Annotated in this window: 25 protein-coding genes and 1 pseudogene; 13 read left to right on the forward strand and 13 right to left on the reverse strand. The window is 71.6% G+C overall.

The features are described 5' to 3' along the window. The first annotated feature begins 193 nt into the window (after positions 1–193). Genes ACIP5K_RS01915 through ACIP5K_RS01930 form a run of 4 tightly spaced genes read left to right on the forward strand, consistent with a single transcriptional unit; the run spans position 194 to position 4,660 of the window. The gene (locus tag ACIP5K_RS01915) at positions 194–937 is read left to right on the forward strand and encodes an NrtR DNA-binding winged helix domain-containing protein (RefSeq protein WP_401403988.1); all 744 of its coding nucleotides are present in this window, start codon (positions 194–196) and stop codon (positions 935–937) included. Then, complete coding sequence (locus ACIP5K_RS01920; RefSeq protein WP_401403989.1) at positions 938–2,119, forward strand: purine phosphorylase; 1,182 nt, start codon at positions 938–940, stop codon at positions 2,117–2,119. Next, positions 2,116–4,104 carry a hypothetical protein gene (locus ACIP5K_RS01925; protein ID WP_401403991.1) on the forward strand — a complete coding sequence of 663 codons (1,989 nt, stop codon included), beginning with the start codon at positions 2,116–2,118 and terminating at the stop codon, positions 4,102–4,104. Before ACIP5K_RS01920 ends, ACIP5K_RS01925 begins: the two co-directional genes overlap by 4 nt. A gap of 19 nt (positions 4,105–4,123) precedes the next feature. After that, positions 4,124–4,660: a hypothetical protein gene (locus ACIP5K_RS01930; RefSeq protein WP_401403993.1), complete on the forward strand. Its 537-nt coding sequence runs from the start codon at positions 4,124–4,126 to the stop codon at positions 4,658–4,660. Positions 4,661–4,819: 159 nt separating this feature from the next. On the opposite strand, the pseudogene ACIP5K_RS01935 reads toward ACIP5K_RS01930, so the two are convergent. Continuing rightward, positions 4,820–4,924: pseudogene (locus tag ACIP5K_RS01935) on the reverse strand (DUF255 domain-containing protein); the annotation flags it as partial. A gap of 118 nt (positions 4,925–5,042) precedes the next feature. Here ACIP5K_RS01935 and ACIP5K_RS01940 point away from each other — a divergent pair. Further along, on the forward strand, positions 5,043–8,255 hold the full coding sequence (locus ACIP5K_RS01940) for a tetratricopeptide repeat protein (RefSeq protein WP_401403994.1): 3,213 nt from the start codon (positions 5,043–5,045) through the stop codon (positions 8,253–8,255). Between the two features lie 30 nt (positions 8,256–8,285). On the opposite strand, the gene ACIP5K_RS01945 is transcribed toward ACIP5K_RS01940, so the two are convergent. From ACIP5K_RS01945 to mca, 3 genes are all read right to left on the reverse strand, one after another. Further along, complete coding sequence (locus ACIP5K_RS01945) at positions 8,286–8,870, reverse strand: dihydrofolate reductase family protein (protein ID WP_401403996.1); 585 nt, start codon at positions 8,868–8,870, stop codon at positions 8,286–8,288. A gap of 66 nt (positions 8,871–8,936) precedes the next feature. Further along, positions 8,937–9,152, reverse strand: coding sequence for a hypothetical protein (locus tag ACIP5K_RS01950; RefSeq protein ID WP_401403998.1), 216 nt, complete (start codon positions 9,150–9,152; stop codon positions 8,937–8,939). Positions 9,153–9,171: 19 nt separating this feature from the next. Then, positions 9,172–10,053 (reverse strand): mycothiol conjugate amidase Mca, encoded by an 882-nt coding sequence (gene mca / locus ACIP5K_RS01955; protein ID WP_401404000.1) that lies wholly within the window; start codon positions 10,051–10,053, stop codon positions 9,172–9,174. Between the two features lie 131 nt (positions 10,054–10,184). Between mca and ACIP5K_RS01960 the strand changes: the two genes are divergently transcribed. Both ACIP5K_RS01960 and greA read left to right on the forward strand, forming a co-directional pair. Then, the gene (locus ACIP5K_RS01960) at positions 10,185–10,592 is read left to right on the forward strand and encodes a DUF4307 domain-containing protein (RefSeq protein ID WP_401404002.1); all 408 of its coding nucleotides are present in this window, start codon (positions 10,185–10,187) and stop codon (positions 10,590–10,592) included. A gap of 162 nt (positions 10,593–10,754) precedes the next feature. Further along, positions 10,755–11,252, forward strand: coding sequence for a transcription elongation factor GreA (gene greA, locus ACIP5K_RS01965; RefSeq protein WP_401404004.1), 498 nt, complete (start codon positions 10,755–10,757; stop codon positions 11,250–11,252). 85 nt (positions 11,253–11,337) lie between these two features. Here greA and ACIP5K_RS01970 read toward each other — a convergent pair whose 3' ends face one another. From ACIP5K_RS01970 to ilvA, 3 genes are all read right to left on the reverse strand, one after another. After that, a complete protein-coding gene (locus ACIP5K_RS01970; protein ID WP_401404005.1) occupies positions 11,338–12,204 on the reverse strand; it encodes an ABC transporter permease in 867 nt (288 codons plus the stop codon). Further along, the gene (locus ACIP5K_RS01975) at positions 12,201–13,184 is read right to left on the reverse strand and encodes an ATP-binding cassette domain-containing protein (protein WP_401404007.1); all 984 of its coding nucleotides are present in this window, start codon (positions 13,182–13,184) and stop codon (positions 12,201–12,203) included. Before ACIP5K_RS01975 ends, ACIP5K_RS01970 begins: the two co-directional genes overlap by 4 nt. Before the next feature lie 170 nt (positions 13,185–13,354). Beyond that, positions 13,355–14,617 carry a threonine ammonia-lyase gene (gene ilvA, locus ACIP5K_RS01980; protein WP_401404009.1) on the reverse strand — a complete coding sequence of 421 codons (1,263 nt, stop codon included), beginning with the start codon at positions 14,615–14,617 and terminating at the stop codon, positions 13,355–13,357. Positions 14,618–14,800: 183 nt separating this feature from the next. Here ilvA and ACIP5K_RS01985 point away from each other — a divergent pair, with 183 nt between their 5' ends. The 3 genes from ACIP5K_RS01985 (at position 14,801) to ACIP5K_RS01995 (ending at position 16,107) form a co-directional block, all read left to right on the forward strand. Beyond that, positions 14,801–15,289 (forward strand): MarR family winged helix-turn-helix transcriptional regulator, encoded by a 489-nt coding sequence (locus tag ACIP5K_RS01985; protein ID WP_401405227.1) that lies wholly within the window; start codon positions 14,801–14,803, stop codon positions 15,287–15,289. Between the two features lie 81 nt (positions 15,290–15,370). Next, positions 15,371–15,856 (forward strand): sigma factor-like helix-turn-helix DNA-binding protein, encoded by a 486-nt coding sequence (locus ACIP5K_RS01990; RefSeq protein ID WP_401404010.1) that lies wholly within the window; start codon positions 15,371–15,373, stop codon positions 15,854–15,856. Then, positions 15,853–16,107 carry a hypothetical protein gene (locus ACIP5K_RS01995; protein ID WP_401404012.1) on the forward strand — a complete coding sequence of 85 codons (255 nt, stop codon included), beginning with the start codon at positions 15,853–15,855 and terminating at the stop codon, positions 16,105–16,107. The genes ACIP5K_RS01990 and ACIP5K_RS01995 overlap by 4 nt, the downstream gene beginning before the upstream one ends. Positions 16,108–16,117: 10 nt before the next feature. Here ACIP5K_RS01995 and ACIP5K_RS02000 read toward each other — a convergent pair whose 3' ends face one another. Next, positions 16,118–17,287, reverse strand: a complete 1,170-nt coding sequence (locus tag ACIP5K_RS02000) for a cystathionine gamma-synthase (protein ID WP_401404013.1) — start codon at positions 17,285–17,287, stop codon at positions 16,118–16,120. Between the two features lie 55 nt (positions 17,288–17,342). On the opposite strand from ACIP5K_RS02000, the gene ACIP5K_RS02005 reads away from it, so the two are divergent. After that, on the forward strand, positions 17,343–18,434 hold the full coding sequence (locus ACIP5K_RS02005) for a hypothetical protein (RefSeq protein WP_401404015.1): 1,092 nt from the start codon (positions 17,343–17,345) through the stop codon (positions 18,432–18,434). Positions 18,435–18,492: 58 nt separating this feature from the next. Beyond that, complete coding sequence (locus ACIP5K_RS02010; RefSeq protein WP_401404017.1) at positions 18,493–18,846, forward strand: VOC family protein; 354 nt, start codon at positions 18,493–18,495, stop codon at positions 18,844–18,846. Positions 18,847–18,864: 18 nt separating this feature from the next. Here ACIP5K_RS02010 and ACIP5K_RS02015 read toward each other — a convergent pair whose 3' ends face one another. The 4 genes from ACIP5K_RS02015 to ACIP5K_RS02030 all read right to left on the reverse strand — a co-directional run bounded on the left by ACIP5K_RS02015 (position 18,865) and on the right by ACIP5K_RS02030 (position 23,245). Continuing rightward, the gene (locus ACIP5K_RS02015; RefSeq protein WP_401404019.1) at positions 18,865–20,925 is read right to left on the reverse strand and encodes a restriction endonuclease; all 2,061 of its coding nucleotides are present in this window, start codon (positions 20,923–20,925) and stop codon (positions 18,865–18,867) included. Between the two features lie 166 nt (positions 20,926–21,091). Further along, entirely contained in the window at positions 21,092–21,574 is a 483-nt protein-coding gene (locus ACIP5K_RS02020) for a carboxymuconolactone decarboxylase family protein (protein ID WP_401404021.1), read from the reverse strand. A gap of 125 nt (positions 21,575–21,699) precedes the next feature. Continuing rightward, positions 21,700–22,044 (reverse strand): DUF1330 domain-containing protein, encoded by a 345-nt coding sequence (locus tag ACIP5K_RS02025; protein WP_401404022.1) that lies wholly within the window; start codon positions 22,042–22,044, stop codon positions 21,700–21,702. Positions 22,045–22,201: 157 nt separating this feature from the next. Then, positions 22,202–23,245 carry an NAD(P)-dependent alcohol dehydrogenase gene (locus tag ACIP5K_RS02030; RefSeq protein WP_401404024.1) on the reverse strand — a complete coding sequence of 348 codons (1,044 nt, stop codon included), beginning with the start codon at positions 23,243–23,245 and terminating at the stop codon, positions 22,202–22,204. Positions 23,246–23,372: 127 nt separating this feature from the next. Between ACIP5K_RS02030 and ACIP5K_RS02035 the strand changes: the two genes are divergently transcribed. Then, a complete protein-coding gene (locus ACIP5K_RS02035) occupies positions 23,373–24,251 on the forward strand; it encodes a helix-turn-helix domain-containing protein (RefSeq protein WP_401404025.1) in 879 nt (292 codons plus the stop codon). A 471-nt stretch (positions 24,252–24,722) separates the two neighbouring features. Here ACIP5K_RS02035 and ACIP5K_RS02040 read toward each other — a convergent pair whose 3' ends face one another. Continuing rightward, complete coding sequence (locus ACIP5K_RS02040; protein ID WP_401404027.1) at positions 24,723–25,493, reverse strand: group II truncated hemoglobin; 771 nt, start codon at positions 25,491–25,493, stop codon at positions 24,723–24,725. Positions 25,494–25,609: the final 116 nt, after the last annotated feature.

Here is a 25,609-nt window from a genome sequence, read left to right on the forward strand (position 1 = left end):
TTTGCCTGGCCTGCCGGCTCCACAGTCGTGCGTGGGACAGCCGTGCAGCCAACGATCCGCCCGGTTCACGCGCCCTTGATGACACACAACTACGCCTCTCCGTGGGACGGCCGTCGACGCCGGAGGCGAGGGCGACCGCGCACCTCGCCCCCCTTCTTGTGCGAGTGACAGTAACCGAAGTACCTTGTATGACATGCAAGTTGATACGTGGTCACCACCCCCCGTGCTACTGACGGTCGATCTCGTGATCCTGACGCTGCGGGAAGGCCACCTGTCCGTCCTCCTGGTGGAGCGGGGCGAAGACCCCTTCCGGGGTATGCCCGCACTGCCCGGCGGATTTCTGAACCACGATGGCGAGGAGATCCTGGATGCCGCCCACCGTGAACTGGACGAAGAAACCGCCCTGACATCCAGCTGGGTCCACCTTGAACAGCTGGCCGTGTACGGAGACTCAGGGCGTGACCCCCGTGGCCGAGTGGTCTCCGTGGCGCATTTGGCGATCGCACCAGGGCTGCCCGACCCTGTCGCGGGATCAGATGCCACCGAAGCCGCGTGGTTTCCCGCCGAGGCCGTGCTGTCCGGTGAACTGGAACTCGCCTTCGATCACCGCCGAATCGTGACGGACGGCATCGAGCACGCGCGGACCAAGATCGAATTCTCGTCGCTGGCCACGGCTTTCTGCCGAGACGAATTCACCATCGCAGAGCTCCAGCAAGTCTACGAGGCCGTCTGGGGCATCGAACTCGACACTCGCAATTTCTACCGGAAGGTCCAAGCCGTCAAGGGGTTCATAGTCCCCGCCGGCACGGCCCGCAGGAGCACGGGTGGGCGGCCTGCACGGCTGTACCGAGCCGGCCAGGAAACCATGCTGTTCCCACCGCTGATCCGGCGCGCGTCGTCCGTTGCGGAAGAGAACACGAAAGGGAAAGGGGAGTAGATGTTAGGAAGCCCGGTGGTGATTCTCACCGCCCTCAATCTCGAGTATCAGGCCGTACGCCAGAAGCTCGGGAGCCCCCAGGCGCACCGGCATGAACGCGGCACGCGTTTCGAAGTGGGAACCGTGCAGGGTACGTCATGCCGTGTCGCGCTCGGTCTGACGAGCAAGGGAAACCACTCCTCCGCAGTGATCGCCGAACGCGCGATCCAGGAATTCTCGCCGCTGGCAGTGCTGTTCGTCGGAGTCGCCGGCGCCTTATGGGACGCCACCAGGCTGGGTGACGTCGTCATGGCATCTCACGTATACGCCTATCACGGTGGGACCAGCGAGGACGACGGGCTCAAGGCCCGCCCCCGGGTGTGGGAAGCCCCGCACGGCATCAGCCAGTTAGCCTCACATGTGGCCCGCTTGAACGACTGGGCGGATTCCGCCATCGGTCTCGAAGCGGCGCCGCAGGTGCGCTTCGGAGGGATCGCCGCCGGCGAGGTAGTCCAGAACTCGAGAATCTCGGCCGAGGCGAAGTGGATCCGCCAGCACTACAACGATGCTCTCGCCATCGAAATGGAGGCGGCGGGTGTGGCGCAGGCCGGCCATCTGAGCGGGGCACCGGTGGCCATCATCCGCGGAATCAGCGACCGAGCGGACGGCACGAAGAACAGCGCGGATGATCGCAGCATGCAGCCGCGGGCAGCCGCGAACGCGGCAGCGTTCGCCATCCGGCTGGCGGTTGAACTGGCGGGGGAACAGGAGGAGACCGCCGTGCCCCGCGAGGACGCCGTGCTGTGCGAGGACAGGGTCTCCCCGGCCGACCACCTCGGCCGGCAACTGAGCAATACTGCGCACAACAGCACCATCGGTATCATGGCCGGTTCGGTCACGGGCAGCAGCGTTCGCATGAGCACGGCTCCCCAGCGGTCCGGCCCGACAGATCTGATCGCGGCACTCAATGGTTTCCGCGAGACTCTGGGGCGGCACCACGATGAAGGTGCCCTCGACATGGACACGTACCGGGAGGCTCTGGCCGACCTGGAGTCCGCCCTGCGGTCGGCCAGGGAAAGCACTTCCGATGCGTCGAAGCGAGCGGCCATGACGCTCAGGAGACTGCGTGGGCTGGTCGCCGATTGTCCTGACCTTATGGCTGAGTTGGCCCCTTTGATCACGGCGGCCGGTGACCGGGCATGAGCGACAGCTATGAAGCCACGTACAGCTCGGCCGCGTACGACTCCACCATCGGGATCCAGGCGGAGACCGTGCACAATTCCAGCGTCTATCTCGTCCACCCGGATGCTTCGCCGCAGGAAAAGTACCGGGTGGGTGTACGGCTCCTGGAAGACGGCGTTCCCAGCCGCGCCCGGGAAATGATCACTGACGCGATGGCCCATGGCTACCATCACGCCGAAGTCCGGTTCCACTGGGTGCTCGCCATGCTCAGCGGACGCACCCACCACGACCTCAGCACCGAAGAGGTCCAGCGGCTGCACCGCGCCGCAAGGCTCGTCGGTACGTACGCAGAGGACGAGTGGACGGAAGCCCTGCGCGTCACCTTCGATCTGCTGGCGGCCATCGGCTCCGCCGGCGGAACAACCAGACCTGTGCTGAAGCAGCTCCAGGCACTTCCGCTTCGCTTGCATGATGCGATCCTTCGCCACCTTGACCTCATACTCACCGGAGGGCTGAAGGACGAACTGTGGGCGGAGACCCTCGAACGGGCTGCTGCGGACCGCTTCGGAAAGGACCGGGCTCAGCGGGTCTGGGCCTACTTCGAGCCCTCCCCCATCGGCGCGCGGGCCGCATTCCCCCACCTGAGCACGGCTGCCGCCGCCGCTGCCCAGGCGGCTCTCCCGCTCCGGGTGACCCTGTTCGTGGTCAGCGCTGCGGCCCTCGGGGCCCTGGCATGGATCGCGCATCCAGCCCACGCGGCCTTCGAGTTGCTGGTGGCGCTCGGCGCAGGTCACACCGCGGTCCGGTGTGGTGGCAAGTGGTGGGGCCGGGAAGCCCGGGCGGAGCACTCGGCCGGGTCTGACGCCTCGCAGCCGCACAGGCAAACACCTCCCGCTGACGGGTTCACCAAAGGCGTTCGCAACAAATTCGATCACTACTTCAGCGTCCGCACGCCTCATGGGTTCACCCCGGAGGCCTGGCTCGCACACACAGATGAGGTCCGCGGCGGCCTGGCCGCCGAGATCGCGGACCTGTACCGGGAGAGCCGGATCGGCGTGGATCGCGTCACCTGGCTGATCCGGCACCTCGCGGAGGAGGCCCGGAACCGACACAACAACGGCACCCTCTTCGACCGCCACCCGCAGGATCGGACGCCGACCCGGACGAAGGTCCTGACCGTGGTAGCGCTCACTGTTCTCGTCGCCGCGCCCCTGTCAGCATTCGGTACGGCAGTTTCTGGTGCCGCCCAGCCGCGGCCGCTCTGGGCATTCCTGGCCCTGCTCGGTGCGGGCTGGTCGGGGCACGCGGCCGCTCAGCTGTGGCTCAAGGTCCGGCGTGAAAGGTACCGACTGGCCCGGGAAGCACGGGAGTACCAGGAGGAGCTCGCCGCGCGGCAGGACGCTCACCGGCGCTGGAAGGCGCTCCTTGACGCGACCCGCCCCAGTGAGCTGGAAATGGAGACCTGGCTCACCTGCGACAAGACCTCGTTCGTCGACGAGGCCCTGCGACACCACCGGCTCGCCTGGCGCGATCTGATCACGCACACCGTTCTGGTGGCTCCGGCACGCTCCTACAAACGTGCCCGGGTCCGGGGCGGCCCATGGCGGTACTCTCACTACGTCATACGCCTTTTCCTGTTCTCCCGGGACGGCGTCCGCGAAGTCAGCTCCGAGTTCAAGCTTTCCGACTCGACGCGCAAGAACGAGCAGCGGAGCAACTACCGCTTCGACGCACTGTCCTCCGTGCAGGTGACGGAGAATGCCGATGTGGGCTACGACTTAGAGCTCGTGCTCACCAACGGACCGGCCCGGAAGATCCGCGTCAAGGACGCCGACGCCCATCAACTGGAACCGAACGAAAGCGCTCGGGAGATCTCCGAGATCAGTCTCAGTTCAGCCGGCTTCACCCATACCTTTCGCCTCTTGGAAGGGATCGCGGCGGACGGGAAGGACTGGATCGAACGGCGCAACCCCGACAGCCAGACGCCCTTCCAGCTCGCCGACTGATCCCGGAATCGAGCATAGGATGGGTGCGAATTCCCTAGACGATGTCACGGAGAGCAAGGTCCTACTGGCCGAGTACGACCGGCTCAAAGAGGAACAGAAGACTCGCATAGGATTCCGCGACAATCTTCTCTATTTCACGCTGGCAGCGGTCACTGCCGTCGTGGCGGTTACCGTCCACAGCGGACAGCCACAACTGTTGCTCGCCGTCCCCGCCATCTGCCTGATCCTGGGCTGGACCTACCTGGTCAATGACGAGAAGATCTCGGATATCGGCTGCTATGTCCGCGACCACCTGGGTCCACGTCTGGGCGAACTCTCCTCCGCCCGCGGCACGGTGTTCGGCTGGGAGGTTTACCACCGCAATGTTGCGGGCCGCACCATGCGCAAGCGGCTTCAGACCGCGGTGGACCTGTTTACGTATCTGGTCCTGCCCATGGTCTGCACGATCGCGTTCTGGTGCTCGCCTACCGCTCCATCCCCGCTCGTGCTCACGTCACTTGTCCAGACGCTCGCCCTGGCCCTACTGAGCTGGCAATTCCTGCGCCGCGCAGAGTAGTAGCGCTCTCTGATCCTGCGTCATGACCGCGGGATGGTGGTGGATGCTCTCCCGGCCGCGGTAGGCCAGTCAGGAGGACTCAATGACGCTCCATCGCCCGGCTGGCGTGACCCTCGCGGTCGCCGGCCGCAATCACTGGCTGAAGGCCCGCGGGAACGGCTTCGCCTCCTCGAAGGCCTCGGCCGACCAGGGCCACCAGTCCACCGGGTTGTCGGCGTGCTGGAGGAGGTAGGGGGACGTCTCATGGGCCAGTCGGTTCGGCATGCCCCCATACTCGCCCATCACCGGCGCGCTCCCGCCTCTGATCGCCGGGACCCTCGCGCCGACACCCCATACGCAGGACACTTGACGTCGAACTGTCGCGACCGGAGGGGGACCGAAGATGCGAGACAGCCATCGGGCGGAGGCCGAGCGGCTGTTGGCCCGGGCCGTGGAGGAGGAGGTGCGGCGCTCGGGCGGGCGGACGGACGGCGGGGTGCTGCTGTCCCGGGCCAGGGGTGCGCTGGACGCCATGGAGCGGACGGCGGCCGAGGAGTACGCCGCGTACACCCGGGCGCTGGACGAGGCGGCGGCCGGGCAGATGACGTTCGGGGAGCGGTTCGCCAAGGAGAGCGGGTCGACTCCCCTGCAGGTGGCGGGAGTCGGCGCGGTCGCCGCGTGCGTGGCCGACCTGGTCCTCGGCACCGGGACGGGGACGGCGCTGGGCGCGGGGGCCGCCGTCGCGGTGCTCGGGGCCGCCGCGACCGTCGCCAAGGTGACCGCGGCGCACGTGCCGGCGGCCAGCCGCAGCGCGGGCGCCAGGAACCAGCCGGGCGGGCCCGAGCAGTTGCGGTTGCAGTGGCTGACCGCCCTGGAGGTGCGGGGCATCCGGCCCTTCCTGGACCAGCAGCGGGTGCTCGCCGCGTCCACCGGGCCGGCCGGCACGAAGTCCGTGGTGCCGGGCGGGCGCAGGCCCGACCGGAGCGCGGCGGCCCGGCGACGCAGCGTCCTGGAGCAGTCGTTCGGCCAACTGCCCCAGCCGCAGGGCCCGTTCGCCGGACGGCGCCCCGCGATGGCCCGGATCGCGCAGTGGGTGCACGCGGCGCGGGCCAGCACCGAGACCCGGCCGACGGTCGTCGTGCTGCACGGGACGCCCGGCTCGGGCCGCACGACGCTCGCGGTGCGGGCCGCGCACGACCTGCGCGACCAGTTCCGCGGCGCCTGCGTGGTGGACCTGCGCGGCGACCGGGCGGACGGGCCCGCGCTGTCCACCCGGGACGCGCTGCTGCACCTGCTGAACCGGCTGGGCGCCCCGCGCGAGCAGCTGCTGTTCCGCGAGCGCTCCACGCCCGATCAGCAGGTCAAGCGGCTGGGCGAGCTGTACCACCAGCACCTGACCGGGCTGCCCGTGACGATCGTGCTCGACGACGCCGCCGACGCGGCGCAGGTGCGCACCCTGGTCCCGGAGCGGTCGGACAGCCTGGTGCTCGTCACCGCCCGCGAGCCGCTCGACCTCGGCGACGACTTCCCCGCGTGGGTGCACCAGCTGCCCGTGGAGGCGCTGGACGCGGCGGGCGCCGAGGAGCTGCTGCGGGAGTCCGCGCAGGACTCCGACGGCCCCTACGACGCCGAGTCCGCCGACGCCGTACGGGAGTTGTGCGGGGGCCTGCCGCTGGCGCTGCGCATCGCCGGCTCCGCGCTCGGGCCGCGCTCGCCGCGCCGGCTCGTTGCCGATCTGAGCGCGTACGGTCCCGTGGACCCGGTCGAACGGGTGCTGTGGCTGCGCTACAGCGACCAGTCCGACGCGGCCCGGCGGCTGCTGCGCCGGCTCGCGCTGGCCGGCCGGGCCTCGCTGGGCGCGGCCGCGGCGGCGGCGCTGCTGGCGACGGACGACACGGAGGCGACCCGGCAGCTGGACGCGCTGGCCCGCGCCGGTCTCGTCGACCACGTCCGGGGCAGCCGCTACCGGCTGCACGACCTCGTCCGGGTCTTCGCGCAGGCCCGCCTCGCCGACGAGGAGGAGCCGCAGGAGCGCACGGCCGCCCAGGAGCGCCTGATCCAGAACTACGCGGAGCTGGCGGACTCGGTGATCCGCCTGGTCGACGGCAACATGTCGACGCGGGCCGGCCAGATGGGCCCGCACGGCTTCACGTCGCTGGACGCGGCGCTGCGCTGGCTGGACGACGAGTCGAGCTTCATCACGGCGGCCCTGCGGCACGCGGAGGGGGTCAACCAGGACGCGGTGCTCGGCCTGCTCGGCGCGCTGTGCGACTACTGCCTGCTGCGCGGCGACCTCTACCGCCTGGGCGAGATCAGCGAGCTGACGCAGGCCATCGACCAGGGCCTGCTGGTGCGGTCGGTGCAGTGGCGCACCGGCATCGCGGCCCGCCAGCTCGGCGAGCTCGACAAGGCGCGTACGACGCTGTCGTCGGTGGTCGACCTGTACCGCGAGGCACACCACCGGGCGGGCGAGGCGCGCGCGCTGTGCTCGCTCGGCATCACCCTGCACCACCAGGGCCAGCTCACCGAGGCCGCCGCGCGGCTGCGGGAGGCCCTGGACCTCCAGACGACGCCGGAGACGACGGGCGACCGCGGCTGGACGCTGCACGCGCTCGCGGCCGTCGAGCGGGACCGCGCCCACGTCGGCGAGTCGCTGACCCTGCTCACCGACGCCCTCGCCCTGCACCGGGAGAACGAGTCGCTGCACGGCGAGGCGTGGGCCCACTTCCAGCTCGGTCAGCTGTGCCTGCGGATGGGCGACGTGCCGCGCGCCGACGAGGAGCTGCGGGCCGCGCTCGACCTGTACGGCCGCACCCGCGACGCGCGCGGCGAGGCCTGGGCGCTGACCCAGCTGGCGCGCGCCCGGCTGATCGAGGGCGACGCCTCGGTGGCGGTCGACGGGCTGCGCCAGGCGGCGTCCCGGCACCGGGACAACGAGGACGCGCGCGGCGAGGCGTGGACGTACTACTACCTGGGCCAGGCCCTGGAGGAGACGGGCGGCCTCGACCAGGCGGTCCGCGAGCTGGAGCGCTCGCGCACGATGTTCTCCCGGATGCGGGACGTGTACGGGCTGGCGTGCGCCCGCCACCACTCGGCGCGGGTCACCCGCGACCAGCGGGCGGTGCAGACCGGCTCGCTGCGCAACTCCGGCTTCGCCCGCCAGCTCCTGGTGGACGCCCGCGCCGACTTCCAGCGCATCGGCGTCGCGCACGGCGAGGGCTGGACGTGCCTGGAACTGGCGGTCGTCGACGCGGGCAACGCCCGGCTCCAGCAGGCGATGACGCTGTGCGAGGAGGCCCGGGCGCTCTTCGCCTCGTACGGCGACCGGCGCGGCGAGGACTGGGCGGTGTTCCTGCGCTGCACGCTGCTGCCGTACGCCTCGCCGGGCGGTTCGGAGGTCGGCACGGCGGTCGCGCAGGAGGAGCTGGGCCGGCTCGGCCGGGCCACGCATCCCACGCGCGACGGCAAGCTCGACGACTACGTGGAGGCGTACCAGCTGCTGCTGGAGCGGGGCGCGGACCTGGACACGGGCTGGCAGGCGTGGCGGCTCGGCATGGTGCCGGACCGGCACGCGCGCGACACGATGGGGGTGGTGATGACCACACCGCAGGCGTGACGCGCGCGGCCCAGGCGGTCGCCGGGGCCGTCAGTGCCCGCGCACCCGGTACTGGAGGTGCAGCACCCGGTCCCCCTGGACGACCACGTGCGGGTCGTCCAGGAGCCGCTCGCCCGCGACGGACCCGAAGAAGCGCTTCCCGGCGCCGAGGACGACCGGGGCGACGTCCATCGCCACCACGTCGACGAGGCCGAGGGCGAACGCCTGGCCGCCGACGTCGCCCGCGGTGACGGCGACCGACCGCCCGTCCGCCAGCTCCCGGGCCGTGGCGACGGCCTCGGCCACGTCGCCGGCGAAGTGGTAGTGGGACGCCTCGGGGTGCCAGTCGGCGGGGCGCGGCCGGTGCGAGACCACGACGACGTGTTCACCGGCGGGCGGTTTCGCGTTCCAGCCGTTGGTCGCGTCGAAGAGGTGGCGGCCCATGACGATCACGCCGAGGCTGTCCCACATCGCGCGGGTGTACTCGGCGGAGACCGCGGACACCTGGAACCCGGCGTCGTCGGCGAGCGGCACGTCCCCGTTGCCGTACCAGTCGAAGAGATGGCCGACCTGATCGTCGGCATCGGCGATGAAGCCGTCCACGGAGACGACCGCGTGCATCAGTACAGGACTCATACCCGTACGACCGTGCGCGCCCGCGAAACTCATCGCGCGGGCGCGCCGGGGAGGGGAGCCGGTGCGTCAGGCGGAGGTGCGGCGGTCGTCCGCGGGCGCCGTGGCGGCCGGCTCGGCCGACTTCTCCTTGAAGTCGACCTTGCGCATGTGCTTGTTCATGGACTTCATCAGACCCCACACGGCCAGGGCCATCACGGCGAAGACGATGAAGCCGAGGACACCCGGGGTGACCTTGTCCTCGTCCACCTCCGACTGGGCGGCGAGCGACACAAGGTGGGTCATTGCCAGATTCGCGTTCACATCAGGCATTGTGACGGACGCCCGCGAAGAGGTCGTCCTCGGGGAGGGAGGTATCGACGAGCGACTTCGCGAGCTCGTACTCCTCGGTGGGCCAGACCTCCTTCTGGACCTCCATCGGAACGCGGAACCAGCCGCCGTCGGGGTCGATCTGCGTGGCGTGCGCGATCAGCGCCTTGTCGCGGATCTCATAGAAATCGGCGCACGGCACGTGCGTGGTGAGGGTCCGCTCGACCCGCCCGAACTCGTCCCAGCGCTTGAGCCAGTCCCCGTACGGCGACTCCATGCCGCGCTCCAGGAGCGCGTCGTGCAGCGCCTGGGTGCGCGGGCGGTTGAAGCCCTGGTTGTAGTAGAGCTTCGACGGCTGGAAGATCGGGCCGAACTCGGCCTCCGGGTAGGCCTCCGGGTCGTTCGCCCCGTCGAAGGCCACCATCGTGATCTTGTGGGTCATGATGTGGTCGGGGTGCGGGTAGCCGCCGTTCTCGTCGTACGTCGTGACGACCTGCGGGCGGAAGCTCCGGATCTGCCGGACCAGGCGGCCGGCGGCCGTGTCGACGTCCTCCAGCGCGAAGCAGCCCTCCGGCAGCGGCGGCAGCGGGTCGCCCTCGGGCAGGCCCGAGTCGACGAAACCGAGCCATTCCTGCTGGACGCCGAGGATCTCGCGCGCCTCGTCCATCTCCTTCTTGCGCACCTCGTGGATGTGCTCCTCGATGTACGTGTCCCCCTGGAGCTTGGGGTTGAGGATGGAGCCGCGCTCGCCGCCCGTGCACGTGACGACCAGCACGTCCACCCCCTCGGACACATACTTGGCCATCGTGGCCGCGCCCTTCGACGACTCGTCGTCGGGGTGGGCGTGAACGGCCATCAGTCGCAGCTGCTCAGTCAAGACAAGATCCTCGGTGAGATAGGGCGCCCTGGTGTGTTTCGGTGCAATGGGCGGCTTCTATAGTGACCGAACCGGGGGGCCGAAAATTCCGGCGTCCGTATCTTGACGGGCGAGGCGAGAGGAACAGGCTGATGAGCGCCGTGCGGCAGCAGCTGCCCGAGGGCCGTTACGGATCTTCGCGCGCCGCCGACGCCCGCGCCGACCACCGGCTCCGGATCGCGGCGATCGTGCTGGGCACCCTGTTCGCCGCGCTGATGATCTGGTTCGGCTGGTACTACGTCGTCGGCAACAAGTTCAGCGGCGAGGTCATCGCCTTCAAGGCCTCCGACCACAGCGTCCGGGTCCATCTGGAGATCCGCAAGGACACCGACACGTCCGGCTACTGCACGATCCGCTCCCAGGACGCCGTCGGCGCCGAGGTGGGCCGCGCCGACTTCCGCTTCGACCAGAAGCGGGACCGGATCGACAAGGTCGTCACGCTCCGCACGTCGGGTGGGCGGGGGACGACGGCCGAGCTGCTCGGGTGCCACGCCGACTGATCCCGGCCTTTCCCGGCTGACCTGCGCCGACGCAAAACTGATGCCTTATGTCCTCCCCCTTTCGCCGGTGAATTGTTAGGCTCGTGGTTTCGCCCACCCGAGAGGGAACATCCTTCTGGGTAGGGCGATGCTTTGTATCCCAGTACCTACGAGGAGCGACCTGTGACCCAGACCAGCGAAGACGTCACCTGGCTGACGCAGGAGGCGTACACCAAGCTCAGGGACGAGCTGGCGCACCTGTCTGGTCCCGCGCGCGAGGAAGTCACGCAGAAGATCGCTGCGGCGCGCGAGGAAGGTGACCTGCGGGAGAACGGCGGGTACCACGCGGCCAAGGAGGAGCAGGGCAAGCAGGAGCTCCGCATCCGCCAGCTGACCCAGCTCCTGGAGAAGGCCAAGGTCGGCGAGGCCCCGGCCGCGTCGGGCGTCGTCGCGCCGGGCATGGTCGTCACCATCGCGTTCGACGGTGACGAGGACGACACCCTGGAGTTCCTGCTCGCCTCCCGCGAGTACGCGAGCTCCGACATCGAGACGTACTCGCCGCAGTCGCCGCTGGGCACGGGCGTGAACGGCAAGAAGGTCGGCGAGGACGCCGAGTACGAACTGCCGAACGGCAAGCTGGCCTCGGTCCGCATCCTCAAGGCGGAGCCGTACAGCGGCTGACACCCCTGTCGTACGCGAAGGCCCCCGCGGCGTGCACCGCCGCGGGGGCCTTCGCCTGTCCGGGTACGTACGACAGCCGGCGCCGTCAGGCGGAGGCGCTGCGGTATTTGCGCACGGCCAGCGTCCGGAAGACCACGATGATCAGCGCGGACCAGATCAGGGACGCCCACACGGCGTGCTCCATGGGCCAGGCACCGGTGACCGAGACCTGGCGTCCCTCGATGGTGTTGCCGAAGAGCTCGCGCACCGCCTGCACCGTGGCGCTGAACGGGTTCCACTCCGCGACGTACTGGAGGAACTTCGGCATGCCGTTGACGGGCACGAACGCGTTCGAGATGAAGGTCAGCGGGAAGAGCCAGATCAGGCCGCCCGACGTCGCCGCCTCGGGGGTGCGCACGGACAGGCCGATCAGCGCGCCGATCCAGGAGAACGCGTAACCGAGCAGCAGGAGCAGCGCGAAGCCGGCGAGCACCTTGCCGATGTTCTCGTGGGTGCGCCAGCCGATGATCAGGGCGACGCCGGCCAGCACGACCAGCGTGAGCGCCGTCTGCACCGCGTCGGCCAGCGTGCGTCCCGTGAGGACGGCGCCCCGCGCCATGGGCAGGGAGCGGAACCGGTCGATGAGGCCCTTCGCCATGTCGTCCGCGATGCCCGCGCCCGCTCCGGCGGTGGCGAAGGTGACGGTCTGGGCGAAGATGCCCGCCATCAGGAACTCGCGGTACTCCTGCTTCAGGTTCCCCGGGTCCGCGCCGGGGATGATGATGGACCCGCCGAAGACGTAGGTGAACAGCACGACGAACATGATCGGCTGCACCAGGCCGAAGAGGATCATCTCGGGGATCCGGGTCATCCGGATCAGGTTCCTGCGGGCGATGACCAGCGAGTCCCGGACGGACTGGCCGAGGCCGCCCGCCGCGCGCGGGGTGCGGACGCTCTGGGTGACGGCACTCATGCGCGGGCCTCCTGCTCGTCCTGCTCGTCCTGCTCCGCCGCTTCCGCGAGGTGGCCGGTCAGGGAGATGAACACGTCGTCGAGGGTCGGGCGGCGCAGGGCGATGTCGTCGATCTCGATGCCCTGGGCGTCCAGGTCGCGGATCACCTCGGCGAGCAGCTTGGCGCCGCCGGTGACCGGGACGGTGAGCTTGCGGGTGTGCTCGGCGACGGTGGTCTCGCCCTTGCCGAAGCCGGCCAGGGTCTCCCGGGCGGCGGCGATGTGCTCCCGCTCGTGGACGACGACCTCGACGCGCTCGCCGCCGGTCTGCGCCTTGAGCTGGTCGGAGGTGCCGCGGGCGATGACGCGGCCGTGGTCGACGACGCAGATGTCGTCCGCGAGGTGGTCGGCCTCTTCGAGGTACTGGGTGGTGAGCAGCAGGGTGGTGCCGCCCGCGACCAGCTCCTGGATGACCTCCCACAGCTGCTGGCGGTTGCGCGGGTCGAGGCCGGTGGTCGGCTCGTCCATGAACATCACGGGCGGGGAGACGACGAGCGCGGCGGCGAGGTCGAGGCGGCGGCGCATGCCTCCGGAGTACGTCTTGGAGGGGCGGTCCGCGGCGTCCGCGAGGTTGAACCGCTCCAGCAGCTCGGCCGCCCGCGCCTTCGCCTCCTTGGCCCGCATCTGGTAGAGCTGGCCGACCATCTGGAGGTTCTCGCGGCCGGTCAGGTACTCGTCGACCGCCGCGAACTGGCCGGACAGGCCGATCGAGCGGCGGACCTCGTTCGGGTCCTTGACGACGTCGATGCCCGCGACGACCGCCCGGCCGCTGTCCGGCGTCAGCAGCGTCGTCAGGCAGCGCACCGCCGTCGTCTTGCCCGCTCCGTTCGGCCCGAGCAGGCCGAGGACGGTGCCTTCCGGCACGTCCAGATCGACCCCGTCCAGAGCCCGGACGTCGCCGAAGGTCTTCACCAGACCTTCGGCGTAGATGGCGCCTGGCATGTCGTTCCCCCAAATGATCGGCCCGCGAGTCGCATATATGACGAAATTGTAGATTTACCGGGCCGTGCATGCCCGGCGAAGCGTGACGCGGGCCACACGCTATCGCGATGTATCGCGTATCGGCAACGGATTTACGCGGACCGTCCGGGCGACCCCGGCGACGCCCGCCGCTACCAGGACTGCCCCATGGCGGACTTGCCGGTGACCGTGTAGCCGGCGTCGCGCAGCGCGGACTCGACCGCCGCGCAGTGCGCGGGCCCCTTCATCTCCAGGTGCAGCTCCACCTCGGCCTCCGTGAGCCCCAGGCGCGGGTCGGTGCGCACGTGCCCCACGTCCAGCACGTTGGCGTCGGCCACCGACAGCACCCCCAGCAGCGTGGCCAGGGCACCGGGACGGTCGGTCAGGCGCAGCCGCAGCGACAGGTAGCGGCCCGCCGCCGCCATGCCGTGGGTGAGGACGCGCTGCATCAGCAGCGGGTCGACGTTGCCGCCGGACAGCAGCGCGACGACCGGGCCCTCGAACGCGGCGGGGTCGGCGAGCAGCGCGGCGACCGGGCTGGCGCCGGCCGGTTCGACGACCATCTTGGCGCGCTCCAGACAGAGCAGCAGGGCGCTGGACAGCTGGTCCTCGCTCACCGTGCGGACCTCGTCGACCAGGTCCGCGATCAGCCGGAACGGGATGTCGCCGGGCCGTCCCACCTTGATGCCGTCGGCCATCGTGGCCGGGGCGTCGATCGCCACCGGCCGCCCGGCCGCCAGCGAGGGCGGGTACGCGGCCGCGCCCGCCGCCTGCACCCCGATCACCCGCACGTCGGGGCGCAGCGCCTTCACGGCGACCGCGAGCCCCGCCGCCAGGCCGCCGCCGCCGATCCCGACGACGATCGTGCGCGCCTCCGGGCACTGCTCCAGGATCTCCAGGCCGAGCGTGCCCTGGCCGGCCACGATGTCCGGGTGGTCGAAGGGGTGGATGAAGACGGCGCCGGTGCGCTCGGCGTACTCCTGGGCGGCGGCCAGCGTCTCGTCGACGACCTGGCCGTGCAGCCGCACCTCCGCGCCGTAGTCCCGGGTCGCGGCGACCTTGGGCAGGGGCGCGCCGACGGGCATGAACACCGTGGAGCGCACGCCCAGGAGCGAGGAGGCGAGGGCCACTCCCTGCGCGTGGTTGCCCGCGCTCGCCGCCACCACCCCCGCGGCCCGCTCCTCGGGCAGCAGCCCGGCGATCCGCACGTAGGCGCCGCGCAGCTTGAACGAGCCGGTCCGCTGGAGGTTCTCGCACTTGAGGTGGACCGGGGTGCCGAGCAGCTGGGACAGGTGGTGACTGTGCGCCATCGTTGTCATCCGGGACACCCCGGAGAGCATCTTCTGCGCACCGCGTACGTCGTCCAGAGTGACCGCGGCCGGGAAAGGCAAGGAGTCAGACGCGCTGTAGCTCATGACGGAAGTCTCGCAGCTCACGCCGCAGGTGACCCGGGATGTTCACGCTGCGAGACCGGATTGCGCACGGCCGGTACGGCCAGCGCTTTCGCCGCGTACTCTGTGGGCCAATCTCGTAATTGAGTGCAATCCACCACCCACGCATGAAGTGAGCCCCCGGCCATGCCCACACCACAGGAAACGATGGACATGTCGACCGCCGGCGACACCGGCCTCCTCGAAACGTTGCAGCACGAGGTGGCGGTCTTCGCCCGTCGCGCCGAACAGACCCGGCTCGGCGGGGTCGGGCAGGTGCGCAATTCGATGGACCGAGCGGCGTACCTGCTGCTCAACCGGCTCGACAAGGAAGGCCCGATGGGCGTCAAGGCGCTCGCGGCGAGCATGGGCATCGACTCCTCGACGGTGACCCGTCAGGTGGCCCCGCTCGTCGACACCGGCCTCGTGAAGCGCACGTCGCATCCCGAGGACGGCCGGGCCGTCGTGCTCCAGCTGTCCCCGCGCGGTCTCGCCCGCCTCGACGAAGTCCGTTCGTCGCGGCAGGAGTTGATGGCGCAGCTGACACAGGACTGGGAGCCGGAGGAGCGCGAGCAGTTCTGCGCGCTCCTCACGCGCTTCAACTCGGCCCTGTCGGCCCGCCAGTCGGGCCAGGCCGCTCCGTCCGCCGACTCCTGAGCACCGAAGTCCCCGGACATCGGCGCTGCCGCGGCTCCCGCCTCTTGACCGGGGGGGGCCGCGGCAGGCCTCATATGAAGGGTGCGCGAACGGCAGGCGGCCCGGGATGCCCGCCGGGCCCGCGAGTTCGAGGCGTTCGTCGCGGGCGCGGCCGGGCGGCTGCTGCATGCCGCGACGCTGCTGACCGCCGAGCCCGGCGACGACAACCCCCGCGCGCGCCGGCTGCTCACGGCCTCCCTCGCCAGGACGTACGTCTCCTGGGACCGTCTTCGGGGGGAGGATCCCTACGACTGCGCCCGCAAGGAGCTGGCCGTCCGGTTCGCCCGCGGCTCCTGGCCGCCGCGCCGCCGCCGGGCGGACGGGGTGCTGGGGCGGCTGTCGCCGCAGGAGCGGCTGATCGTCGTCCTGCGGCTGTTCGAGGGGGTCGGCGAGGAGCAGGTGGCGGCGCTGCTGGGGCTGCCCATGGAGCGGGTCCGCGCCGTGCACGCCCGCGCCCTCGGCCTGGTGCTGAACCCGCCGCGCGGACCGGCGCCCGCTCCCCCGCTGCGGAAGGCGGCCTCGACATGAGTCTCGAAGACCGCAGGTCGGCCGCGGTGCGGGCGGTGCTCGACGCGGCGGCGCCGCCGGTGGTCCCGGCCGAGCTGGGCGCGGAGGCGATGCGCCGGGGCGCCCGGGCGCTGCGCAGGCGGCGGATCGCCCGGCGGACGCTGTGGCGGCTGCTGGCCGTGGGAGCCGTGGTGTTCCTGGTGTGGGCGGCACTGACGCGGCCCTGGGTGGAGCCGCCCTCCCGGACGACTCCACCGCTGACGGGCTGGTGACCCGCGGGGCTCAGGCGCCGAGCGCCTGCTGGAGGTCGGCGAGCAGGTCGTCCACCGACTCGATGCCGACGGAGAGCCGGACCAGGTCGGCGGGGACCTCGAGGGCCGATCCGGCGACCGAGGCGTGCGTCATCCGGCCGGGGTGCTCGATGAGGGACTCCACGCCGCCCAGGGACTCGCCGAGGGTGAACAGGCGGGCCCGGTCGCAGACCGCGACGGCCGCCGCCTCGCCGCCCTCGACCTGGAACGACACCATGCCGCCGAACGCCTTCATCTGCTTCGCGGCGGTCTCGTGGCCGGGGTGGTCGGGCAGGCCCGGGTAGAGGACCCTGGTGACGCGGGGGTGGCGGCCGAGCATCTCGGCGACCCGGGCGGCGTTCTCGCTGTGCCGGTCCATGCGGACGGGGAGCGTCTTGATGCCGCGCAGCACCAGCCAGGAGTCGAAGGGCCCGGCGACCGCGCCCATCGCGTTCTGGTGGTAGGCCAGCTCCTCGCCCAGCGCGTCGTCGGCGACGACGAGGGCGCCGCCCACGACGTCCGAGTGGCCGCCCATGTACTTGGTCAGCGAGTGCACGACGACGTCCGCGCCGAACGCCAGCGGCTGCTGGAGGTAGGGGCTGGCGAAGGTGTTGTCGACGACGAGCCGGGCGCCGCAGTCGCGGGCGACCTGGGCGACGGCGGCGATGTCGGTGATGCCGAGCAGCGGGTTCGACGGCGTCTCGACCCAGATGGCCTTGGTCTTCGGCGTGATCGCGGCCCGCACGGCGGCCGCGTCGCCGGTGTCCGCCACCGACCACTCGACGCCCCAGCGCGAGACGACCTTCGCGAACAGGCGGAACGTGCCGCCGTACGCGTCGTTCGGGATCACCACGTGGTCGCCCGGGCTGAGCAGCGTCCGCAGCAGGCAGTCCTCGGCGGCGAGGCCCGACGCGAAGGCGAGGCCGCGGCGGCCGCCCTCCAGCGCGGCGAGGTTCTCCTCCAGGGCGGTACGGGTGGGGTTGGCGCTGCGGCTGTACTCGTAGCCGCCGCGCAGTCCGCCCACGCCGTCCTGCTTGTAGGTGGAGACCTGGTAGATCGGCGGGACCACGGCGCCGGTGACGGGGTCGGCCGTGTTCCCGGCGTGGATGGCGGTGGTCTCGAAGCCGCGCGGGGCTTCGCTCTGGCTGTGCGTGTCGCTCATGTGCCCCGAGGGTAGTGGGCCGTGGAGCCGTCGCCGCCTCGGTTAGCTTTGAAGCATGGGAATTCTCTGGGGGCTGATGGCCGTGCTGATGATCGCCTGGGTGGTGATGCTGCGCAGGCGCGGCGGCATCCGTCAGGTGGCACCGGGGTCCCCGGACGCCGCCGATCCGGCGGACTACGGGTTCATGCGACAGGAGGACCTGGACGTCCGGCTGCCCGGCCCCGACCAGGATCTGCTGGACGTGATGTCCGTGGTCCAGCGCCATCAGGATTTCACGGCCGCTTCGCAATTGCTGGCCGGGACCGGCAAGGAGACCGAGGCGCGGTGGGAGCGGGTGCAGGCGATCGCCGGCGCCGCCGCCCTGGAGGCGCAGCAGACGCCGCGACTGGGCGCCGGATGGCTGCACGCGTGGCGCTCGCAGGCGCCCAAGGACGCGGGCGGGGCGCAGGTCTTCGCCGAGTTCCTGGTGCAGCAGGCGTGGCGCGGGGGCGGCACCGAGGACGAGCAGCGGATCATCCTGGAGGAGGCGCGCCGCGCCTGTGACCAGGCCGCGCTGCTCGCGCCCGGTGACCCGGTCCCGCACATCACGCACCTCGCGGTGGCCCGCGGGCTGGGGTACTCGCAGGCCGAGTTCGAGCAGGTCTGGCTGAAGATCCTGGACACCGCGCCCGGGCACATGGGGGCGCACCTGGCCGGGCTGCGCTACTGGTGCGAGAAGTGGCACGGCTCGCGTGAGCAGGCGTTCGCCTTCGCCGAGGCCGCCGCGGCGCGCGCCCCGCGCGGTTCGCTGCTTGCCGCGCTGCCGCTCTTCGCGCTGTACGAGCACCTGCCCGACCTGAACCTGGTGCGCGGGTTCTACGAGAGCGAGGTCGTGGCCAAGGCGATGCACGGCGCCCTGTTCGCGGTGCACGCGGCCCGCCCCGACGACCCGATGCTCTCCCACGTACGGCATCTGCTGGTGTTCTTCCTCGTGCGCGGGGAGCGGTGGTCCGAGGCGATGCGGCAGCTGGTGCGGGTGGACGGGCACGTCGGTGCCGTGCCGTGGACGGCGGAGGCGGACCCCGCGGCGTCGTACGCCGTGTACCGGGCGCTGGCGGTGGCCGGCTACGAGGCGAACGGCGGCAGCCCGGCGACGCTGTCGGCCTGACGGCCCGGCTCCGCCGTTCCCGGGCCCGGCGGGCCGCCGTCCTGACAGGATGGCGGCCATGGAACACGTACGGGGAATCGGCGGGTACTTCCTCCGGGCCGCCGATCCGCGGGCCCTGACCGCCTGGTACCGCGACTGCCTGGGCCTGGACCTGGACGGGCAGGGGCTGTGGCACCCGGAGGCCGGGCCGACGGTGTTCGCGGCGTTCGCGTCCGACACCGACCACCTCGGCGCCCGCGACCGGCGGACCATGCTGAACTTCCGGGTCCGCGACCTGGACGCGATGCTGGCGCAGCTGCGCGCCGCGGGCGCGGACGTGTCCGACGACGTCCAGGACCTGGCGGGCGTCGGCCGGTTCGGCTGGGTCACCGACCCCGAGGGCAACCGGGTCGAGCTGTGGCAGCCCGCCTGACCGGGTCCTCGCCCGGGGTCACTCGACGTCGATGCCGAAGTCGCGGACCAGTTCCTCCAGGCCGCCCCGGTATCCCTTGCCGCCGAGGACGAAGTCCCAGTCGCCGTTCGGGCGGTGCCGGAACGAGCCGAGGACGAGGGCGGTCTCGCCCTCCCGGCCGTCGGAGACCTCCAGCCGCCCCAGCTCCGTCAGCGCCGGGTCGAGCAGGCGGATACCGGCGTCCGTGAACCCCGAGAGGTCCGCGCCGGGATGGGTCTCCGGGTCGACGGCGGCCACCAGGACGAGCCGGTCGGCGGCGGCGGGCAGCCCGTCGAAGGAGACGCAGAGGGCCGCCTTGTCGGGTGCGGTGGCGGGCAGGGCGCGCACGGAGCCGTCGGGGGTGCGCGGGTTGTTGAAGAACACGAAGTGGTCGTCGCCGAGCACCCGGTCGCCCCGGCAGACGAGGGCGCAGACGTCGAGGCCGACGTCGCCGCTCCACGACATGCCCAGCACGTTGTAGTCGTCGGGGAGCCGCGGGTCGGGAGCGGTCGCCGGGGTGGCCGCCGGGGCGGGCGACGCGGCGGAGCCCAGGCGGCCGCGCAGTCCGTGCCGGTGCAGCAGATCGACGAGCTCCGTGCCGGGGATCAGCTCCAGGGGCTTGCCGTTGGCGAACGTGTGCGATCCCGGGCCGAACTTCGACGTCGTCACCAGGACGCCCTTGTTGGCCCCGGCGTCCTGGACCGTCCCGTACAGGTCGCGCACGGCGGTCGGCGGCACGGTGTTGCGGTAGCGCTTCACCTGGACCACGATCTTGCCGCCCGTCACGGGCGCCGGGTCCAGCGCGTCGACGTCCACCCCGCCGTCGTTGGAGCGCTGCGTGGTGACCGCCTGCATCCCCATGGCGCGGAACAGCTCGGCGACCAGCTCCTCGAACGCGATCGGGTCCATGGCGTACAGGTCGGGATCGTCGTCCGTGCCGTGGCTGACGACGCGGTTGCCGATGTCCTGCGGCAGCCGCCCCGGCCGTACCGGCGTCAGCTGGTCGGGGCGGACCGAGAGCTGTCCGCGCAGCGCGTCGGCCAGGCAGCTGATGGGGTCCACCTGTTCGATGTGCAGCCCGCCGAACGTCGTGCGCGGTGCCCGCACGGTCGCCAGGCAGATGGGTCCCGGCCTGCCCGTCGCCGGGTCGTGCCCGTCGACGAAGCCGTTCAGGGTCACCGTCTCGACCGCGCCGCACTCGTCGGCGGCGAAGACGTCGTGCAGCACGAGCAGGACGCACTGCGCGAGGACCTCGCGGTAGACCGAGCGGCGCTGGCCGACCGGGCGCGCCGTCTCCTTCTCCTGGTCCGTGCTGGACAGGTAGCGGACGGCCTTGGCCTCGGGGACGACGTCGAAGCCGGGCAGCTCCCAGTCCAGCACCAGCTCGCCGGCCGCCGCGTCGTAGGCGGCGGTGACCTGGCGGGGAAAGCCCTCCGGCCAGCCCGCGGACGCGTAGAGCGCCGCCGAGAAGTACTCGACCACGGCGTCCGGGTCGCGTCGGCGCACCCCCTGCCGCAGCTCGGTGATCCCCGCGTTGTGCCGCCGGGTCCCGGCCAGCTGGGCGTCCGCCCACTGGTCGTACTCCCGCTGGTACGCGGCGAGTTGCTCGCGGCGCCGGGCCTCCGCGGCCTGCGCCGCGTGCCAGTCCCGCTCGAAGCGGGCCCGCGCCTCGGCCTGCGCCTGGGCGCGGCGGCCGGCCGTCCAGCCGCTCTGCGCCTGGTAGTGCTCGGCGACGGGCATGGGCACCGGCTGCCCCAGCGGCCCCGGCGCGAAGGGCGCGACGTGCTCGGGGCGCGTCAGCGACGACGCGCGGAAGGCGGGCGCCCGGCAGCCGGCGGCGAGGAGGCCCTGGAGCGCGGTGATCTGCGCGTCCAGGTCCTCGGTGCGGCGCTGCGCCTCGGCCTGCCGGTACTCGCGGTAGCTCTGGGCGGCCCGCCGCTGATGGGCGCGCGCCTGCTGCTCCTCCTGCCGCTGCCGCCGGGCCTCGGCCTCCATCTGACGCTGCTGCTGCCTCTGCATCTCGGCCCACGCGCCGGCCATGCCCCCAGAACGACGACCCATGTGCTGCATGCCCTCCCCGAGGCGCTCCGGTTGTCCCCACAACCAGCTGTACCGAGCGACTTTATCGGGCGTCGCGGGGCCGTCCGCCGGCGTCCGCGGAAAAATCGCCGGCCGGTCCGCGCGGGCGGCGCGGACCGGCCGGCATCCGGTGCCCCGGCCGCGCGGCTCAGCTCGCCGCCGCGGCGGCGAACATGCCCGGCTCGTAGGAGCCGCCCGCCAGGTGCACGATCACATTCATCCGGGTCGCCGCGTTGATCAGGGAGACCAGGCAGACCAGGGCGCCGACCTCGTCGTCGTCGAAGTGCTCGCGCACCGCGCTCCAGGTCGCGTCGCTCACGCCCCGGTCGCCGAGCAGCGTGCCCTCCTCGGCGAGGGCCAGCGCGGCCCGCTCGGCGTCGCTGAACACGGTGGTGTGGCGCCAGGCCGCGACGAGGTTGACGCGCAGCGCGCTCTCCCCGGCCCGCGCGGCCTCCTTGGTGTGGGCGTCGACGCAGAAGCCGCAGCCGTTGAGCTGGCCGACCCGCAGCTGCACCAGCTCCCTGAGGGACCGGGGGAGGGTCGACTCCTCCAGGGCGAGCGAGCAGGCGGCGAAACGCTTGGCGATCTTCGCCGCGGTCGGGCTGTCGAAGAGGTCGAAGCGGGGGCTCATGGGTTCTCCCGTGGTGTGTGGTGGCGGTGTTCCCGGCCCGTTCGGCCGGGCTCCGCACACAGGACCCCGCTCCCCCGCGTCCCGTGACGGCCCCGCGCTGTGACGTGGCGCACACGCCGCGGGGGTCAGGCCCCGGATCCCCGCATCAGCGCCGCCGTGTGCGCCGCGTCGTAGTCCGGCGGGACCCCGTCCAGGAGGACCAGTTCGCCGGGGATGTGGTCCGCGCGCAGCGGCAGGATCGCCCGGTAGGCGTCGGACGCGTACCAGGCGCGGGCCCGCTCCAGGTCCGGGAACCCGACGACGACCAGGGCGCCGAGGCACTCCCCCTCCACCCACTCGCCGGTCCTGCCGTGCGACAGGAACCGGCCGCCGTACGGCTCGAAGGTGCCCTGGACGCGCTCGATGTACTGGAGGACGTCGGGGTGCGGGGGGTGGGTGGGACGCAGTACGGCGATGGCGTAGGCGGTCATGAGTGAGCCCTCCTCGGGTCCGACGGGACGGGGGAATCCTGTCGGAGCCCGAGGAGGGCGTCGATTACCCCTCGGGTCATGGGCCTCGGGTCGTGAGGGACTCAGGACGTGCGGGCCCGGGTCGTGAGGGGTGGTCGGGCGGGGGCGCGGACGTACGTCAGATGGTGGCCGCGTCGATCACGAAGCGGTACCGCACGTCGGAGGCGACGACCCGCTCGTACGCCTCGTTGACCTGGCTCGCCTCGATCAGCTCGATCTCGGCGCCCAGGCCGTGCTCGGCGCAGAAGTCGAGCATCTCCTGGGTCTCGGCGATGCCGCCGATCATGGAGCCGGCGAGCGTCTTGTTGCCGCCGATGAGGGTGAACAGGTTCAGCGAGATCGGCTCCTCGGGGGCGCCGACGTTCACCAGGGCGCCGCCCGTCTTGAGCAGGCCGAGGTACGCGCCGAAGTCGAGCGGCGCGGAGACCGTCGAGAGGATCACGTCGAAGGAGCCGGCCAGCTCCTCGAAGGTCTTCGGGTCGCTGGTCGCGTAGTAGTGGTCGGCGCCCAGCTTCAGGCCGTCGTCCTTCTTGCGCAGCGACTGCGACAGGACCGTGACCTCGGCCCCGAGCGCGTGCGCGATCTTGACGCCCATGTGGCCCAGGCCGCCCAGGCCGACCACGGCGACCTTCTTGCCGGGGCCCGCGCCCCAGTGCTTCAGCGGCGAGTACGTGGTGATGCCGGCGCAGAGCAGCGGCGCGGCCACGTCGAGGGAGAGCCCGTCGGGGATGCGCAGGGTGAAGCCCTCGTCGACGACGACCTTCTGCGAGTAGCCGCCGTAGGTGGGCTCGCCGTCCTTGCCGACGGAGTTGTACGTGCCGACGTTCCCCCGGACGCAGTGCTGCTCCTGGCCGCTGCGGCAGGGCTCGCACTCGCCGCAGGAGTCGACCATGCAGCCGACGCCGACGTGGTCGCCGACCTTGAACTTGGTGACACCGGAACCGACGGCCTCGACGACACCGGCGATCTCGTGCCCGGGGACCATCGGGAAGATGGCCTCACCCCAGCCTTCGCGGGCCTGGTGGATGTCGGAGTGGCAGATTCCGGCGAACTTGATGTCGATCAGTACGTCGTGCTCGCCGACGTCACGGCGCTCGATGGTGGTGCGCTCCAGCGGGGCCTTCGAGCTGGGCGCGGCGTACGCGGCAACAGTGGTGGTCATGGATTCCAGCCTGCCCCAGCCGGCCCCCTCCTGCGACATCCGCGCAGGTCACCCCTTTGCGTACGACCAGTGGTCCTACTACTGACGGGGTCAGGCTCACCGTCGTACGACCGGGAATACTGGATACATGGACGACAACCCGACCCTGGACCGCCGCGCCGAGCTCAGCGAGTTCCTGCGCACCCGGCGGGCCCGGCTCCAGCCCGCCGACGTGGGGCTCTCGGCGGCCGGGCGGCACCGCCGGGTCCCGGGGCTGCGCCGCGAGGAGCTGGCGCAGCTCGCCGGGGTCTCGGTCGCCTACTACACGCGCCTGGAGCAGGGCAACGGGCGCAATGTGTCGGCGGAGGTGCTCGACGCGATCGCGCGCGCCCTCCAGCTGAGCGACACCGAGCATGCCCACCTGGTCCATCTGGCGAAGCCGACGCAGGCCCGGCGCAAGCAGCGGGCGCCGCGGCGGCAGCAGCACGTGCGGCCGGGGCTGCGGCACCTGCTGGAGAACCTGGAGGGCGTGCCCGCGTACATCGGCGGGGCGCGCTCCGACATCCTCGCCTGGAACCGGATGGCGGCGGCCCTCTTCGGCGACTGGGGCGAGCTGGCGGCGGCCGAGCGGAACTGGGCCCGGCTGACGTTCCTCGACCCCGCCTACCGGGAGCTGTTCCTCGACTGGGAGCAGAAGGCGTCGGACATGGTGAGTTATCTGCGGCTCTACGCGGGGCGCAACCCCGACGATCCGGAGCTGTCGGCGCTCGTGGGTGAGCTGTCCGTCAAGAGCGAGACGTTCCGCACGCTGTGGGCCACGCACGACGTGAAGGAGAAGGGGCACGGGGTGAAGCGGATGCGGCATCCGCTCGTCGGTGACCTCGCCCTGTCCTACGAGACGCTGCACTTCCCGGACGACGACGGTCAGTTCCTGTCGGTGTACCACGCGGAGCCCGGCACTCCCTCGGCCGAGGCACTCCGGCTGCTGGCCAGCTGGGGCACCGACGCCACCAAGGCTCCGCACTGACCCGGACCTCTGCGACCTCGCCCCTTCGGATCCTCCCTGACCCGCGACCCGGTGGGGCCTGATCGCGCAGTTCGCCGCGCCCCTGGGTAGTTCTTTCACCTGCGGCCCGGTGACCGCTTCCCGCGCCGTTCCCCGCGCCCCTGGGTAGTTCGTCGTCTGCGGGCCGGTGGCCGCTTCTCGCGCCGTTCCCCGCGCCCCTGAGATGCGCACTGCGTGCGGCATCTCATCGGAGTGGCGCGCCTCGCCTCCGCCCCACCCCCTCCAGAGGCGCGCGAAGCGCAGCCTCAAGGGGAGGCTGCGCGCCGCGCATGCCTCAGGGGCGCGGGGAACTGCGCGGCCAGCCACGACGGTGGCGCGCGTGACAGACGACCTAGGGGCACGGGGAACTGCGCGGCCAGCCACGACGTTGGCGCGCGGAACAGACGAACCCCGCGAGCCACGACGGTGGCGCGGGGAACAGACGGCCCCCCGTCACCCGCGATACGGCGGAGCCGCGCCCCACCCCCACGTCGGCACCGGCTGCTCCGCGGGCCGTTCGGCGTCGGGGGCCGAGAAGTGCAGGGCCAGCCGGGTGCCCCACTCCACGTACCCGGCGAACGCGGAGCGGAAGGCGGCGTCCGACGGGAGCCCGGCCTCGTCGGCCGCGTCGTGCATCAGGCTCACCCAGCGCCGCCGCTGCGCCTCGGTGATGTCCTTGCCGATGTGCATGGCGACCATGTGACTGTGCCCGCCGTGCCGCTCGGTGTACGCGGACGGCCCGCCGAACACCTCCCCGAGCCAGAGCGCGACATGCTCCGCGTGCGCGGCCGGCAGGTCGGCGAAGAGCGGGCCGAGCAGGTCGTCCTTGACGACCTGGGCGTAGAACGCCGAGGTCAGCCGGGTGAGGGCCGCCGCGCCGCCGGCCCACTCGTACAGCGTGGGCTCGGCCGAACCCGCGCCGCGCACGGTGGTCGGCTTGTAGTGGCGCATCTCGTCGATGCACCCCACGTACGGGCGTATCTCGGCGAGGAAGTCGGGGAACGACTCCGACTCCCGGAACCTCTCGACGTGGTCCTCGGTCGACGTCCACACGATCCGCAGGACGAAGTGCTCGAAGTCCTCGTCGCAGCGGGCGAGTTCGTAGGAGACACAGTGGGGTGAGGCGGCCAGGAACCGCGCCGCGCGGGTGTACGCGGCGAGGAACTCGGCGGAGCGGTCAGCCGGGATGCGGTAGCGGATGTACTCGACCGTCTGCGTTGTCATGGCCGTCAGCCAAACACGGGCGGCCCCCCCCCGGCCACCGACCCGGGCGGGCCGCCCCCCCAGCGCGCGCTACGTCACATGGCGTAGTTCGGGGTGTAGATCGAGATCGTGGACGT

It is taken from the genome of Streptomyces sp. NPDC088785 (assembly GCF_044750685.1).
GTDB lineage: Bacteria > Actinomycetota > Actinomycetes > Streptomycetales > Streptomycetaceae > Streptomyces.